General features: G+C 50.3%; 15 protein-coding genes. 12 read left to right on the top strand and 3 right to left on the bottom strand.

Features of this window, described 5'->3' with window-relative positions:
- Positions 1–4: 4 nt before the first annotated feature.
- From rsxG to ACVB80_RS05665, 5 genes are all read left to right on the top strand, one after another.
- A complete protein-coding gene (gene rsxG / locus ACVB80_RS05645; protein WP_481080288.1) occupies positions 5–721 on the top strand; it encodes an electron transport complex subunit RsxG in 717 nt (238 codons plus the stop codon).
- Complete coding sequence (locus ACVB80_RS05650) at positions 711–1,400, top strand: electron transport complex subunit E (RefSeq protein ID WP_481080289.1); 690 nt, start codon at positions 711–713, stop codon at positions 1,398–1,400. The genes rsxG and ACVB80_RS05650 overlap by 11 nt, the downstream gene beginning before the upstream one ends.
- Positions 1,401–1,446: 46 nt before the next feature.
- Entirely contained in the window at positions 1,447–2,082 is a 636-nt protein-coding gene (nth, locus tag ACVB80_RS05655; protein ID WP_481080290.1) for an endonuclease III, read from the top strand.
- Between the two features lie 12 nt (positions 2,083–2,094).
- Positions 2,095–2,511 (top strand): lactoylglutathione lyase, encoded by a 417-nt coding sequence (gene gloA / locus ACVB80_RS05660; protein ID WP_481080291.1) that lies wholly within the window; start codon positions 2,095–2,097, stop codon positions 2,509–2,511.
- A 326-nt stretch (positions 2,512–2,837) separates the two neighbouring features.
- Positions 2,838–3,275, top strand: a complete 438-nt coding sequence (locus ACVB80_RS05665) for a DUF2753 family protein (protein ID WP_481080292.1) — start codon at positions 2,838–2,840, stop codon at positions 3,273–3,275.
- Here the strand turns inward: ACVB80_RS05665 and motY are convergent.
- Positions 3,272–4,120: a flagellar protein MotY gene (motY, locus tag ACVB80_RS05670; RefSeq protein WP_481080380.1), complete on the bottom strand. Its 849-nt coding sequence runs from the start codon at positions 4,118–4,120 to the stop codon at positions 3,272–3,274. The two genes, ACVB80_RS05665 and motY, sit on opposite strands and share 4 nt — an antisense overlap.
- Before the next feature lie 260 nt (positions 4,121–4,380).
- On the opposite strand from motY, the gene rnt reads away from it, so the two are divergent.
- The 3 genes from rnt (at position 4,381) to ACVB80_RS05685 (ending at position 7,229) form a co-directional block, all read left to right on the top strand.
- Positions 4,381–5,043, top strand: a complete 663-nt coding sequence (rnt, locus tag ACVB80_RS05675) for a ribonuclease T (protein ID WP_481080293.1) — start codon at positions 4,381–4,383, stop codon at positions 5,041–5,043.
- 33 nt (positions 5,044–5,076) lie between these two features.
- Complete coding sequence (locus ACVB80_RS05680; protein WP_481080294.1) at positions 5,077–6,396, top strand: Na+/H+ antiporter family protein; 1,320 nt, start codon at positions 5,077–5,079, stop codon at positions 6,394–6,396.
- Positions 6,397–6,515: 119 nt separating this feature from the next.
- Entirely contained in the window at positions 6,516–7,229 is a 714-nt protein-coding gene (locus ACVB80_RS05685; protein ID WP_481080295.1) for a glycerophosphodiester phosphodiesterase family protein, read from the top strand.
- Positions 7,230–7,277: 48 nt separating this feature from the next.
- Here the strand turns inward: ACVB80_RS05685 and ACVB80_RS05690 are convergent, their stop codons facing one another.
- The gene (locus ACVB80_RS05690; RefSeq protein ID WP_481080296.1) at positions 7,278–7,610 is read right to left on the bottom strand and encodes a Grx4 family monothiol glutaredoxin; all 333 of its coding nucleotides are present in this window, start codon (positions 7,608–7,610) and stop codon (positions 7,278–7,280) included.
- A 404-nt stretch (positions 7,611–8,014) separates the two neighbouring features.
- Here ACVB80_RS05690 and sodB point away from each other — a divergent pair, with 404 nt between their 5' ends.
- The 3 genes from sodB (at position 8,015) to ACVB80_RS05705 (ending at position 10,196) form a co-directional block, all read left to right on the top strand.
- The gene (sodB, locus tag ACVB80_RS05695) at positions 8,015–8,599 is read left to right on the top strand and encodes a superoxide dismutase [Fe] (protein WP_481080297.1); all 585 of its coding nucleotides are present in this window, start codon (positions 8,015–8,017) and stop codon (positions 8,597–8,599) included.
- A gap of 115 nt (positions 8,600–8,714) precedes the next feature.
- The gene (locus ACVB80_RS05700; RefSeq protein WP_481080298.1) at positions 8,715–9,218 is read left to right on the top strand and encodes a VC2046/SO_2500 family protein; all 504 of its coding nucleotides are present in this window, start codon (positions 8,715–8,717) and stop codon (positions 9,216–9,218) included.
- 294 nt (positions 9,219–9,512) lie between these two features.
- A complete protein-coding gene (locus ACVB80_RS05705; RefSeq protein ID WP_481080299.1) occupies positions 9,513–10,196 on the top strand; it encodes an SDR family oxidoreductase in 684 nt (227 codons plus the stop codon).
- Between the two features lie 105 nt (positions 10,197–10,301).
- Here the strand turns inward: ACVB80_RS05705 and adhE are convergent, their stop codons facing one another.
- Positions 10,302–12,974 (bottom strand): bifunctional acetaldehyde-CoA/alcohol dehydrogenase, encoded by a 2,673-nt coding sequence (gene adhE / locus ACVB80_RS05710; RefSeq protein WP_481080300.1) that lies wholly within the window; start codon positions 12,972–12,974, stop codon positions 10,302–10,304.
- Between the two features lie 678 nt (positions 12,975–13,652).
- On the opposite strand from adhE, the gene ACVB80_RS05715 reads away from it, so the two are divergent.
- Positions 13,653–14,291, top strand: coding sequence for a YchE family NAAT transporter (locus ACVB80_RS05715; protein ID WP_481080301.1), 639 nt, complete (start codon positions 13,653–13,655; stop codon positions 14,289–14,291).
- Positions 14,292–14,333: the final 42 nt, after the last annotated feature.

Consider the following 14,333-nt stretch of genomic DNA (forward strand, 5'->3'; position numbering starts at 1 on the left):
CGGAATGATTAACGCAATTAAGAAAAACGGCGCGGTACTGGCCCTGTTTGCCCTGATCTCAACCGGTGTGGTGGCGATTACCCACACCCTGACCAAAGACACCATCAAAGAGCAGCAGCAGAAGAACCTGCTGCGGGTGCTCAATGAAGTGATCCCGCCATCGACGCACGACAACAATCTGTTTGAGTACTGCACCCTGGTCACCAACAAACAGTACCTTGGCAGTAATGAAGCCATGCCGGTATATATGGCGCGCAAGAAAGGCTATCAGACCGGAATGGCGATCGAAGCAGTCGCACCGGATGGCTACAACGGCGCGATCCGGTTTATCGTTGGCTTTAACAACTGGGGCACCATTACCGGTGTGCGTATTCTGGAACACGCCGAGACTCCGGGTCTTGGCGACAAGATTGATATCAAAGTCTCAGACTGGATCGAGAGCTTCACCGGCAAGCGTCTGGAAATCACCAGTAACAGCGGCAACTCCGACGGCATGAGCGGCGCGACTTCCAAACCTGCCAATATCGATCTTAAGAGTCTGAGCATGAAGCAATGGGCAGTGCGTAAAGATGGCGGTGAGTTTGACCAGTTTACCGGTGCGACCATTACCCCGCGCGCAGTAGTTAAAGCAACGAAGAATGTGTCCCTTTACTATCAGCAGTATGCCCGGCAGATCACCAATCAGCCACTGAACTGTGGAGCGAACAGCAATGACAACTAATAAAGAACTGTTAAAAAACGGCCTGTGGGACAACAACCCGGCGCTGGTTCAGTTGCTGGGTCTCTGCCCGCTGCTGGCGGTCTCATCAACCGTGACCAACGCGCTCGGGCTGGGTATCGCTACCCTGCTGGTACTGGTTGGCTCTAACGTCACCGTCTCACTGGTTCGTGACTACGTGCCAAAAGAAGTTCGGATACCCGTGTTTGTGATGATCATCGCCGCGCTGGTAACCTGCGTGCAGCTGCTGATGAACGCCTACGCTTATGGCCTCTACCTGTCACTGGGCATCTTCATCCCGCTGATCGTGACCAACTGTATTATTATCGGCCGGGCAGAAGCGTTTGCTTCCAAAAATCCGGTAGGACCGGCAGCGCTCGACGGCCTGTGGATGGGGCTGGGTATGACCCTGGCACTAGTCGCCCTGGGGGCCCTGCGTGAGATCCTCGGTAACGGTACCCTCTTTGATGGGGCTAACCTGCTGCTTGGTGACTGGGCGTCGGTACTGCGTATCGAAGTAATGCAGCTCGACAGCAAGTTCCTGCTGGCTCTGCTGCCACCGGGCGCATTTATTGGTGTCGGCTTTATGATCGCTGCCAAAAACGTTATCGATAAACAGCTGACCACCCGTCAGCCAGAACAAAAGAAAGACGCCATTGAGCGGGCACGGGTAACCAGCTGATTTCAGTAAGTCAAAGCCTCAAAACAGATAAGAAAACAGCCTCAACATGAACAATACCAAACGCAAAGAGATCCTTGAGCGGCTGAGGGAAGACAATCCCAATCCGCAAACCGAACTCAACTGGAGCAGCCCGTTCGAACTGCTGATTGCAGTCCTGCTGTCCGCCCAGGCCACTGACGTCAGCGTCAACAAGGCGACGGATAAGCTCTACCCGGTCGCCAACACCCCACAGGCAATGCTTGATCTGAGTGTTGACGGCGTGAAGGAGTATATCAAGACCATCGGCCTGTTTAACTCCAAATCAGAGAACGTCATCAAGACGTGTAAGATCCTGCTGGAGAAACACGGCGGAGAAGTCCCGGAAAACCGGGAAGCGCTGGAGGCCCTGCCGGGCGTCGGGCGGAAAACCGCCAACGTGGTACTGAATACTGCTTTTGGCTGGCCAACCATTGCTGTCGATACCCATATATTCCGGGTTTCGAACCGCACCAAATTTGCCATGGGTAAAAATGTGGATGAGGTGGAGGCGAAACTGCTTAAAGTGGTTCCCAAAGAGTTCAAACTCGACGTCCACCACTGGCTTATACTGCACGGACGTTACACCTGTGTGGCCAGAAAACCGCGCTGTGGCAGCTGCATTATTGAAGACCTGTGTGAATTTAAAGATAAAACAGAAACTTAAGGAGACAAGGCAATGTCAAACGGACGCATTCTGCACACCATGCTTCGCGTGGGTGACCTGGACCGCTCAATTGAGTTCTACACCAAAGTGCTGGGCATGGATCTGCTGCGTACTAACGTCAACGAAGAGTACAAATATACCCTGGCGTTCCTGGGCTATGGGGATGAATCTCAGGGCGCTGTAATCGAACTGACCCACAACTGGGGAACCTCTGAATACGAACTGGGCAATGCATTTGGCCATATCGCACTGGGCTTTGACGACATCTACGTGACCTGCGAAACCATTCGCGCAGCCGGTGGCAACATCACCCGTGAACCAGGACCGGTTAAAGGTGGCTCCACCCATATCGCGTTTGTAAAAGACCCTGATGGCTACATGGTCGAGCTTATCCAGAACAAATCGGCTTCTGCCGGACTGGAAGGTTAATCCGGATTCAGAACTTAAGCGGGCTACGGCCCGCTTTTTTTGTGCCACTTGTGATACCAATCTACATAAGTATCAGGTCGCCCTTGCTGGTTAAATTCGCCGTTTTCCGCGTTGGAGATTTTGTAATTAGCGCCACTAGTTACTGCAATCTCCGCCTTGAAAACAACGAATTTTCCTGCGCAATGACTGACCAGATACTTATCCAGATTGGTATGAGTTCCCGCCCTGAAAGCTGCTCCGGTTTATAAACCCGGCACTTTACATGATAACGATTATCAATTAGATTGAGTTTGTCGATAGTTGTTGATTGTATGGAGGAAAAAATCGTGAGTATTCAGGAGTGGGAAAAACATACCCTGCTGGCCGACAGCGCTTTGGCTAACCAGGACTATCTGCGTTGCATCCTTCACTATCAGCAGGCACTGGCAATCTCCGACGGGCTTGAACCCGCTGAAGTGTCCGATCCCGATGATCTGCTGACCATCAAAGTCATCTCCTGCCATAATCTGGCAAACTTCTGGCGTGTTAACGGGGATGAAGAGTATGAGCTGAAGTATCTGCAGCTGGCGTCTGAGCGATTGCTGACTCTGGTACCACAATGCGGCAATAAAACCTGTGATTCGTACCTGGAGTCTCTGGGCTGTTGCCAAAAAGCCCTGACAGACTTTATGAAACGTCACCCCAACCCACAGGTAGCAAAACTGGTGCAACACATTGACAGCGCGACCAGCTGCAACCTGATCGCGCAGTTTAAGCTCAATTAAACCTGGGTACGTCCCAGAGAGATCACTACCCGGCGGTTCTTGTCTTTACCAATTGGAGAGCGGTTATCTGCCACAGGGCGGCGTTCGCCGTAACCCTGGATCTGAATACGATCTGCAGGCAGGCCCAGCGATTCAAAATAGTCACGCAGTACCAGTGCCCTTCTCTCCGACAGACTCTGGTTGCCTTTCTTACCACCACTGGAATCGGTGTAAGTGGCCACCAGCACAAGGTCAATGTCCTTGTTGTGCTTCACATACTCAGCGATCTTAGCCAGACGTTTCTGTGATGCCTTGTTGAGCTGATCACTGTTACGGTCATAATGCAGAATGGTAAAGGCGATGTCTTCAAAGCTGTAAGGCAAAAGCTGGCTGATGCACAAACTGAACGCACTGTATGGCTGCTGGAACAACACTGAAGAGAGCGCCACTTCTACCCGCTTATCCCTGCTCTGCCAGTCAGCATAGCTGAATGTCGGATAACGGCCTTTTTCCAGCTCAGACAAAATACCCCACGCCAGCTGGCCACCGATATAACCATCAAACTGCTTAAAAAACTTCAGGGTCGAAATACGCTCAGCATTTTCACCCGGACGCCACGCCGGCGGCATGGAGATCAGTGACACGTTGCGCGTATCCCCCATCGGACGACGCATTTTCAGCTCAAAATCCAGATTGATCTTCTTGCTGGCACGGGATGTGAATTCCGCAACACCATAGTTGGGAATGGGATGAACCAGCCGGCACTCAAGGGGCGAGTTCACCGCCATCGTCCAGGTTGACTGCTCCGGAGAGGCCGCATAACGGGTCTGCACCGAAGCCTGTGCCGCAGTAGCGGCCAGTGTCATTGCCAGGGCTGTAATTACTGCATTTTTTTTCATCGTGTCGTCCGGCTGTGCTTGCCTGATAGGCGGTAATCCCTTGCCACTTTCGCCTCAGGCAGAAAGAGATCAAAGAGTTACCACGCCATGAATTCGTCTCTGCTGTTATGGATGCAAGAATAACGCCAGAAAGCCTGAAGAAAAGCATAAATTTGCATCTGGTTACGGTTTAGCTCCTGTCCATAATCTGCAATAATGCCAGGCTTGTCACACGGATTAGAGTAACTATGACTGTAGAAAATGAAGCATTGACCCTGAAAAAACGTTTCAGAGGCTATTTTCCTGTCGTCATCGATGTGGAAACCGCCGGGTTCAATGCCCAAACCGACGCCCTTTTGGAAATTTGCGCCGTGACGCTGAAAATGGATGAAAACGGGGATTTACACCCGGCCACAACCCTTCATTTTCACGTCGAGCCGTTCGAAGGTGCCAATCTCGAAAAAGAAGCGCTGGAATTCAACGGTATCCGTGACCCCTTCAGCCCGCTGCGAGGCGCGGTTCCTGAGTCTGAAGCACTGAAAGAAATCTATAAACTGGTGCGAAAAGAGCAGAAAGCCGCCAACTGCAGCCGTGCGATTATGGTTGCCCACAATGCGACATTCGATCACAACTTTGTGATGGCAGCCAGTGAGCGCAGCAAGCTAAAACGGGTTCCGTTTCACCCGTTTGCCACCTTTGATACCGCCGCTTTGAGCGGTCTGGCATACGGACAAACGGTACTGGCCAAAGCCTGCCGCGCTGCAGGGATGGAGTTTGACAACAAGGAAGCCCATTCTGCCCTGTACGACACCGAAAAAACCGCTGAGCTGTTTTGCGGTATCGTCAACAAGTGGAAAGCCCTGGGGGGCTGGCCGCTGGCAGAAGAGCCGTCGTCACCCTCAGACCTTTAAGGCTGAGGACAAACACAACACAACGAGAAAAATATGAATCCGGTAGTCATTTCTGTATGTATTATGCTGATTCTTGCGCTTATGCGGGTCAACGTAGTCGTTGCCCTGACATTCAGTGCCATCATTGGTGGCCTGGTCGCAGGAATGGATCTTAATGATACTATCGCCGCTTTTGAAAGCGGTTTAGGTGGCGGTGCCACCATCGCACTCAGCTACGCCATGCTGGGTACCTTTGCTGTTGCGATTTCCAAATCGGGTATCACCGATCTGCTGGCCAACAAGGTCATCAAACACATTAACGACAAAAACCACCACCACGGCTCAACCGGGGTGAAGTACGCGATCCTTATCGCACTGGTACTGGTGACCATGTCGTCGCAAAACGTTATCCCGGTACACATTGCGTTTATCCCTATTCTTATCCCGCCTCTGCTGAGCGTTTTCGCCCGCCTGAAGCTGGACCGCCGTCTTATCGCCTGTGTGCTTACCTTTGGCCTGATCACACCGTACATGGTACTGCCAATTGGTTTTGGCGGGATTTTCCTGAATAACATCCTGCTGGAAAACCTGCGTAACAACGGTCTGGAAGTGAGCGCTGCTCAGGTTCCAACCGCAATGATCCTGCCGGCAGCCGGTATGATCGTCGGCCTGCTGACCGCGATTTTTGTTACTTACCGCAAGCCACGCGATTACGCAGAAACTGAAATGACCGAAGTGCATGATGAAAAAACCATCAACCCGCGTCATATCTGGGTGGCACTGGCTGGTATCGTTGCCGCGCTGACCGTACAGCTGGCCACCGGCTCAATGATCGTTGGTGCCCTGGCGGGTTTCATGGTGTTCACTTTCGGCGGCGTGATCGCATGGAAAGAGACCCACGACGTGTTCACCAAAGGCGTACACATGATGGCAATGATCGGCTTTATCATGATTTCAGCGGCGGGTTTTGCCGCGGTGATGAAACAAACCGGCGGCGTTGAGTCTCTGGTTGAAGCCCTGTCAACCAGCATTGGTGACAACAAACCACTGGCAGCACTGCTGATGCTGGTTGTTGGCCTGCTGGTGACCATGGGTATCGGTTCGTCGTTCTCGACCATTCCGATTATCGCAACCATCTATGTTCCGCTGTCACTGGCATTTGGCTTCTCCCCTATGGCAACCATCGCCCTGGTGGGTACCGCTGCTGCACTGGGTGATGCCGGCTCACCGGCTTCGGATTCAACCCTGGGTCCGACATCCGGCCTGAACGCCGATGGTCAGCACGAACACATCTGGGAAACCGTGGTTCCGACCTTTATCCACTACAACCTGCCGCTGATCGCCTTTGGCTGGATTGCGGCCATGGTGCTGTAAGCGTGATCCTGTAAACGATACACTCTTTTCAAAGCGGCCTGCATGGCCGCTTTTTTATTGTCTGTAGTTCCGGGCAGGCGTATGCTAATTCCAGTTATTTCCCGTTATTCCGGTATGTTATGAGCCTGAAAATTATTGGCCACCGCGGCGTGGCCGGGCATTACCCTGAAAACACACTTGCCAGCTTCCGGGCAGCGATTGAAATGGAAGTGAGCTGGATCGAATTTGATGTGCAGCCAAGCCAGGACGGCCACCTTGTCGTCTGCCATGACCCGACGCTGGAACGATGCAGCAACGGCCAGGGCCGGATTGATCAGCTCTCTCTGGCAGAGCTGAAGAAGCTCGATTTTGGCAGCTGGTTCAGTGAGCGTTTTGCTGATGAGAAAATCTTAACGCTGAGCGAAGTGCTCCGCCTGGCCGAAGCACACAGTATTGGCGTCAACATCGAAGTCAAAATAGACCAGCATGACCCGATCCTGGTTGCAAAACTCCTCAGAACTGAACTGGATAACTGCCGGCTCAGGCAGGATCAAATACTGCTCTCTTCATTCAGCCACGACATGCTGGAACAACTTGCCGAACAGTGCCCGGGCTATCGCCTTGCTGTACTCAGTGATGAACTCTGTGAACAGGACTGGCACTGGCTGAAAACGCTCTCCGCGTTTAGCTGTAACCTGTCTGTCGACCACATCAGTCAGGCTGATATCGATGCGCTTCATCAGCACGGCTACCAGGTATGGTGCTTTACCGTCAATCAGCCTTCACAGCTCGAACACCTCTCTGAGCTTGACGCCATCTTCAGTGACTACCCGGAGCGCTTTACCGGGCTCTGAAACGCAAAAAGCCTGGCTGTTGCCAGGCTTTTTTAACAGTCGACGCGATTACTCTGCGTCTGCAGAGCGTACTGCCGCTTCTTTGATCATTGGCTGAAGTTCGCCTTTCTGGAACATCTCGACAATGATGTCACAGCCACCGATCAGCTCGCCTTCAATCCACAGCTGCGGGAAAGTCGGCCACTGAGCGTATTTTGGCAACTCTGCACGGATATCCGGGTTTTGCAGGATATCAACGTAAGCAAACTTCTCACCACAAGCCATCAGCGCCTGAGCAGCCTGCGAAGAAAAGCCACAGCTTGGCAGCTTAGGTGAGCCTTTCATGTAAAGCAGAATTGAGTTGTCAGCAATCTGCTGTTTGATTTTGTCGATGGTTTCCATTGCTTCCTCTTAAGGGACACTTGACTGATTAAGGTTCATTTTACTGTTTTAATCGAGAATAAAAACCACAATCAGTAAAAGGTTTCTGCTTTCCTGCTACAAAAGCCAAACCATTACATATGCAACGTGCCACAGCGCGCACCTAACTCATTGTTTTTAAGGGGTATACAAAAATGACTCAAAATTTTTAATGCCATCGCTTTTAATAAAGTAAAAACTTGCTAAAATAGATTTCAGGTTGATGAGTTGTTCGTGATTCCCTCTGATTTCGAAGACCTGATCAACTTAGAAGAAAGCAAGTCAGCCGGACAGACGCTCAACACATGCTGTACCGGAATAACAAAAAACACTGGAAACCACAGAAAGGCGCCATGCGCACTTTCTTACCAACGGAGAATCGAGTAATGGCATTTGAACTACCAGCTCTTCCTTACGCAAAAGACGCACTGGAACCACACATCTCAGCTGAAACCCTGGATTTTCACCACGGTAAACACCACAACACTTACGTGGTTAAGCTGAACGGCCTGATCCCGGGCACTGAGTTCGAAGGCAAGTCTCTGGAAGAGATCATCAAAACTTCAACCGGCGGTATCTTCAACAACGCAGCTCAGATCTGGAACCACACTTTCTACTGGCACTGCCTGGCGCCAAACGCAGGCGGCGAACCAACAGGTGCGGTTGCTGACGCGATCAACGCAGCATTCGGCTCATTTGAAGAGTTCAAAGCGAAGTTCACTGACGCAGCAATCAACAACTTCGGTTCATCATGGACCTGGCTGGTGAAAAAAGCTGACGGCTCACTGGATATCGTAAACACGTCTAACGCGGCAACTCCGCTGACGGAAGAAGGCGTAACGCCTCTGCTGACTGTTGACCTGTGGGAACACGCATACTACATCGACTACCGTAACGTTCGTCCTGACTACATGAATGGTTTCTGGGCGCTGGTTAACTGGGACTTCGTTGCAGAGAACCTTGCCAAGTAAGAATAAGACTTCGCATCCCCTATACGCGATTTTCAAAAACCACGCTCCAGCGTGGTTTTTTTATTAAAGCTTTTCAGCACCCTGCCGTTAAATTCAATAACCAGCGGGGAGCATCATGCAAGTACATACATTAGACAAAGCGGGACTGATTAACGAACTCACCCTTGGCGGTGGGATTGTTAATGCCGTCAATCAGGGACGTCGTGCCGACTTCGCCCTGCTGGTGTCTATGTTCTCCAACGATGTGCGCGATAATACGCCGGTTGAGCAAATCGATGAAATTGAGGTTTCCAACCAGATCCTGCGCCGTCAGTTTGACCTGCCAGAGCCTCAGACCCTGCGTTCTGATGAAGAAAGCTACCACCGCTCAGCACGTCAGGCTGAGCTGTTTCACAACGGTTCCATCACCGGCTCAAAACTGGCTCATGGCCTGAGCCCGGACGCACTTTGCTACATGCCGGCTGATACTCACGACCTGCCGGAGGAGGTATATCACAACCTGTCCGGTCATGAACGCCGCCTGCTTGAGCAAAAAACAACCAATCCGGTTATTCCACAGGATATTTACAAGCAGATGGCCGAAGCGCGCCTGAACAATCAGATCCAGCTCCAGGCATGAAAACTAGTGTAACCAACTGAATTCTATCCCTATAAGTGAGACATCTCTCCAAAGTCTCACCTCTCAGAACTGAGATCCCCCATCGCGTTTCCTGCTCAATTTGTGAACAGCCGCAAAGATCCCGATCTTGACTATTTCGATCATTTCAAACAGTGATGATTTTCACATACGCGCCACAGATTTCCTCCATACTTGTTATTCACAGCTTACGAATTATTTACCCACTGGTTACTCATAAAAAGCTGTGAACAGAATGCAATTGATAAAAATCATAAAGATAGCATGAGGTATCCGATGGATATACGGAACTCAGTCGTATTAGTAACATCAGCAGGGACAGCTCTGGGCTGTACACTGGCTACGCATTTTTTATCACTCGGCGCACAGGTCGTTGTCGCCGATACAGACTCTCACGCACTGCTTGAAACCATCCGGCGGTGCCGTAACCTGGTGGACAAGGTGAACTACTTTCACCTCTCCAGCCATTCAGTCAGCAGCATCAACGCGCTGTTTGATTATATTGAAGAGAATTTCCGCCAGAGCCCGGATGTGCTGGTCAACTACTGGCCTTCGCAGCCGCTGCCTGCCCTGTTCTGCGAAAAAACCGGCAGTGATGAGTTTGCCAATGGTCTGGCGACCTTTGCCTCACCTCTGTACAGCTTTGGTCAGGTAAGTGCCCAGCGTATGCGCCGTCACGGCACCCAGGGCGTGATTGTCAATCTGTCGAACAGTAAAAGCGATGACACCACTGATGGACTGGAGAATGTTCACGGACTGATCACCGGTATGACCCAGAGCTGGGCCAAAGAGCTGGGGCCATTTCGAATCCGGGTTGGCGGGGTGATCCCGGTGCATTTTCATGAGCCGGATAGTGACCATGGCCACTGGGCACAGCTGCAGGATGAGCTGATCCGCAATACCGAATACATCATCACTAACGACTACTTCAACGGCCGCGTGGTTTCAGCGGAAGTCTGAACCGGCCGAAAAAACCACTTTGAAACACCTTTGCTTGCTTAAACAAAAACCCCGCCAGATGGCGGGGTTTTTTATTAATTGCTAGCGAATTCTTTTAACGAACTCTTACTTTTTCTTAGCTGGTTTCTGGTCTTCTTTCTTCTTGATTACAGTAGTACCTTCGAAAGTTTCACCTTCAACGAAAGCTTTACCGTAGTAAGAAGCAAGCAGAACTTCTTTCAGCTCAGAGATCAGTGGGTAACGTGGGTTCGCACCAGTACACTGGTCATCGAACGCGTCAACAGACAGCTCATCAACCTGTGCAAGGAAGTCAGCTTCGTTTACACCCGCTTCCTGGATAGACAGAGGAATGTCCAGGTTACCTTTCAGTTCTTCCAGCCATGCCAGCAGACGCTCAATCTTCTGAGCAGTGCGGTCGCCAGCCTGAGACAGACCCAGGTGGTCAGCAACTTCAGCGTAACGACGACGTGCCTGTGGACGGTCGTACTGAGAGAATGCAGTTTGCTTGGTTGGGTTGTCGTTCGCGTTGTAACGTACAACGTTAGAAATCAGCAGTGCGTTCGCCAGACCGTGAGGCAGGTGGAATGCATTACCAATTTTGTGAGCCATTGAGTGACACACACCCAGGAATGCGTTCGCAAATGCCACACCAGCGATAGTTGCTGCGTTGTGTACTTTCTCACGAGCGATTGGGTCGTTTGCGCCGTTCGCGTAGCTTGAAGGCAGGTATTCTTTCAGCATCTTAAGTGCCTGCAGAGCCTGACCGTCAGAGTATTCGTTCGCCAGAACAGAAACGTAAGCTTCCAGTGCGTGAGTTACTGCATCGTAACCACCAAACGCAGTCAGAGACTTAGGCATGTTCATAACCAGGTTAGCATCTACGATAGCCATGTTTGGAGTCAGCTCGTAGTCAGCCAGCGGGTATTTCGCGCCAGTCTTGTCGTCAGTTACAACTGCAAATGGAGTAACTTCAGAACCAGTACCTGAAGTGGTAGTGATACATACCAGCTCAGCTTTCTCACCCATTTTAGGGAACTTGTAGATACGCTTACGGATATCCATAAAGCGCATTGCCAGCTCTTCGAACGCTGTTTCAGGGTGCTCGTACATAACCCACATGATCTTAGCAGCATCCATTGGAGAACCACCGCCCAGAGCCAGGATTACGTCAGGCTGGAAGCTCTTCATCGCTTCTGCACCTTTCTCAACAACAGACAGAGTTGGATCCGCTTCTACGTCGAAGAAAGTCTGAACTTCCATGCCCTGTGCTTTCAGCAGGCTAACTACTTCATCAGCGTAACCATTGTTGAACAGGAAGCGGTCAGTAACCAGGAATGCACGCTTCTTACCTTCCAGGTCGCCCAGAGCAACTGGCAGGCTGCCACGACGGAAGTAGATAGATTTAGGTAGTTTATGCCACAACATGTTTTCAGCTCGCTTAGCAACAGTTTTCTTGTTGATCAGGTGCTTAGGACCTACGTTCTCAGAGATTGAGTTACCGCCCCAAGAGCCACAACCCAGAGTCAGAGACGGTGCAACGTTGAAGTTGTACAGGTCACCGATACCACCGTGAGTGGTTGGAATGTTTACAAGAATACGTGCAGTTTTCAGCTTGTCACCGAAGTAACGGATGCGGTCTGCATTTACGTCCTGGTTAGTGTACAGGCCAGATGTGTGACCGATACCACCGATTTCAACCATAGTTACTGCCTGAGCAACTGCGTCTTCGAAGTTGTCAGCGCGGAACAGACCCAGAGTCGGAGACAGTTTCTCGTGAGCGAATGCGTCGTCGTAAGATACTTTACCCAGACCTTCACCAACCAGAACTTTAGTGTCTGCAGGAACTTTAACACCAGCCATTTCTGCGATTGCAGGAGCTGGCTGACCAACGATTTTCGCGTTCAGTGCGCCGTCGATAAGAAGTACTTTACGCACTTTATCTGCTTCAGCTTTAGTCAGAACGTAAGCTTTGTGAGTTGCGAAACGCTCTTTCACTTCGTCGTATACTGCGTCAACTACGATTGCAGCCTGCTCAGAAGCACACACTACGCCGTTATCGAAAGTCTTAGACATCAGGATAGAAGCTACTGCACGCTTAACGTCAGCAGTTTCATCGATAACTACAGGAACGTTACCTGCACCTACACCGATTGCTGGCTTACCAGAAGAGTAAGCAGCTTTAACCATGCCTGGGCCACCAGTTGCAAGGATAAGTGCGATGTCATCGTGCTTCATCAGAGCGTTAGACAGCTCAACAGAAGGCTGGTCGATCCAACCGATGATGTCTTTTGGGGCGCCTGCTGCTACTGCTGCGTCCAGAACCAGTTTAGCTGCATCGTTGGTTGAGTTTTTAGCACGTGGGTGTGGCGAGAAGATGATGCCGTTACGTGTTTTCAGAGAGATCAGAGATTTGAAGATCGCTGTTGAAGTTGGGTTAGTGGTTGGTACGATGCCACAGATGATACCTACAGGCTCAGCGATAGTCATGGTGCCCATGCTGTCGTCTTCTTCAAGAATGCCACAGGTTTTCTCATCTTTGTACTTGTTGTAGATGTACTCAGATGCAAAGTGGTTCTTGATTACCTTATCTTCCACGATACCCATGCCAGATTCTGCTACCGCTTGTTGCGCCAGAGGAATACGGGCTTGGTTAGCAGCCAGAGATGCTGCGCGGAAAATTTTGTCAACTTGCTCCTGAGAGTAAGTTGCGAACTCCGCTTGTGCCGCTTTAACGCGAGCAACCATTGCATCCAGTTCAGCCACATTTGTTACAGGCATAATGAATCTCCTAAAGATTTACAGAATATTTAAAAACCATTTATTAAGTCGACCGTTTCTGCTCTTTAGCCTTTGATAACTAAGGCCCGGCGTGAATGACACACTTAGTAAATTGCTTTCAAAACTGAGTATAATCTTTCAAAGTTGTAAAAAAATTGACTCAGATCAGTTCTGGAAAATTAATTCCAGTGACGTATTTGACAGAATTATTAAAAGCAACATAACCAGCTGATATTAAAGGACATTCCCTTTATTTCACGAACTGAACAAAAAAACATCCATTAGACCAATCTAATGAAATAGTCCTTGGTCAACCTGTAAAAAAGTTTCATTTTTAACCAAAACTACAAACGCACCTTCATATAAGCACGTGCTACACAGCAGTATATACGGTGTGACACACATCACCACAACAAGGAGGCGATTTTGTTAAAAATGTGCATTTGTTAACAGAATCAACAGCAAAACTTGATCTGCCTGACTTAGCTTGTTGTTTTCCAACAAATAAGACGCAGTGAAACCCGTTTGATCACATTTATCCTTCCTCATCTGTTTAATAAATGCGTGAACCGCAAGACAGTATCTGCAGAGCAGTGAGAATTTACTCGTATTTCCCCGGCAGTTCCCTTACATTTGACCAGTTCCCCGTTCCATTCTTGCTATTGAGATGTTCCTGTCATGCAAACTATTGAAATTGCGATTTATCTACAGTTCTTTCTGGGACTGGTTGCGGCAGTAAACCCGGTTGGCATCATGCCGATCTTTGTGTCACTCACCAGCCATATGTCTCCCGAAGAGAAAATCAAAACCGCCACTACCGCCAATATCGGCGTTGCGGTAATCCTTATCGTCTCTCTGCTGGCCGGTCAGGCGCTGCTGGATATGTTCAGTATCTCGCTGGACTCATTCCGGATTGCCGGTGGTCTGCTGCTGATGAGCATCGCGTTTTCGATGATGAGCGGTAAGCTGGGTGAAGATAAGCAGAACAAACAGGAGAAATCGGAATACATCAGCCGTGAGCAGATCGGTATTGTACCGCTGGCAATGCCATTGATGGCCGGCCCGGGCGCAATCAGCTCCACTATTGTATTCGGATCGCGCTATCCGACCTTAATTGATACTGTTGCAATCGCGATTACAGTGATGGCTTTCGCGTTCTGCAGCTGGCTGCTGTTTCGCTCAGCGCCTTATATCGTGCGCTTCCTGGGGCAAACCGGCATCAACGTGATCACCCGTATCATGGGCCTGATCCTGGCGGCACTGGGTATCGAGTTTATTGCTAACGGCGTGCGTAATCTGTTCCCGGGGCTGGCCTAACTCTCTAATTTAGTTACAATGTTGCTCAGTCCGGTATTGAGA

The sequence above is a fragment of the Vibrio sp. 9-16B-A1 genome (assembly GCF_056726165.1).

Excerpts from the sequence above, each read along its gene's own strand:
- rnt (WP_481080293.1), top strand. The coding sequence starts at position 4,381 with ATGACTGTAGAAAATGAAGCATTGACCCTGAAAAAACGTTTCAGAGGC.
- ACVB80_RS05685 (WP_481080295.1), top strand. The coding sequence starts at position 6,516 with ATGAGCCTGAAAATTATTGGCCACCGCGGCGTGGCCGGGCATTACCCT.
- ACVB80_RS05690 (WP_481080296.1), bottom strand. The coding sequence starts at position 7,610 with ATGGAAACCATCGACAAAATCAAACAGCAGATTGCTGACAACTCAATT.
- ACVB80_RS05700 (WP_481080298.1), top strand. The coding sequence starts at position 8,715 with ATGCAAGTACATACATTAGACAAAGCGGGACTGATTAACGAACTCACC.
- gloA (WP_481080291.1), top strand. The coding sequence starts at position 2,095 with ATGTCAAACGGACGCATTCTGCACACCATGCTTCGCGTGGGTGACCTG.
- ACVB80_RS05650 (WP_481080289.1), top strand. The coding sequence starts at position 711 with ATGACAACTAATAAAGAACTGTTAAAAAACGGCCTGTGGGACAACAAC.
- ACVB80_RS05680 (WP_481080294.1), top strand. The coding sequence starts at position 5,077 with ATGAATCCGGTAGTCATTTCTGTATGTATTATGCTGATTCTTGCGCTT.
- adhE (WP_481080300.1), bottom strand. The coding sequence starts at position 12,974 with ATGCCTGTAACAAATGTGGCTGAACTGGATGCAATGGTTGCTCGCGTT.
- nth (WP_481080290.1), top strand. The coding sequence starts at position 1,447 with ATGAACAATACCAAACGCAAAGAGATCCTTGAGCGGCTGAGGGAAGAC.
- sodB (WP_481080297.1), top strand. The coding sequence starts at position 8,015 with ATGGCATTTGAACTACCAGCTCTTCCTTACGCAAAAGACGCACTGGAA.
- ACVB80_RS05715 (WP_481080301.1), top strand. The coding sequence starts at position 13,653 with ATGCAAACTATTGAAATTGCGATTTATCTACAGTTCTTTCTGGGACTG.
- rsxG (WP_481080288.1), top strand. The coding sequence starts at position 5 with ATGATTAACGCAATTAAGAAAAACGGCGCGGTACTGGCCCTGTTTGCC.
- motY (WP_481080380.1), bottom strand. The coding sequence starts at position 4,120 with ATGACACTGGCCGCTACTGCGGCACAGGCTTCGGTGCAGACCCGTTAT.
- ACVB80_RS05705 (WP_481080299.1), top strand. The coding sequence starts at position 9,513 with ATGGATATACGGAACTCAGTCGTATTAGTAACATCAGCAGGGACAGCT.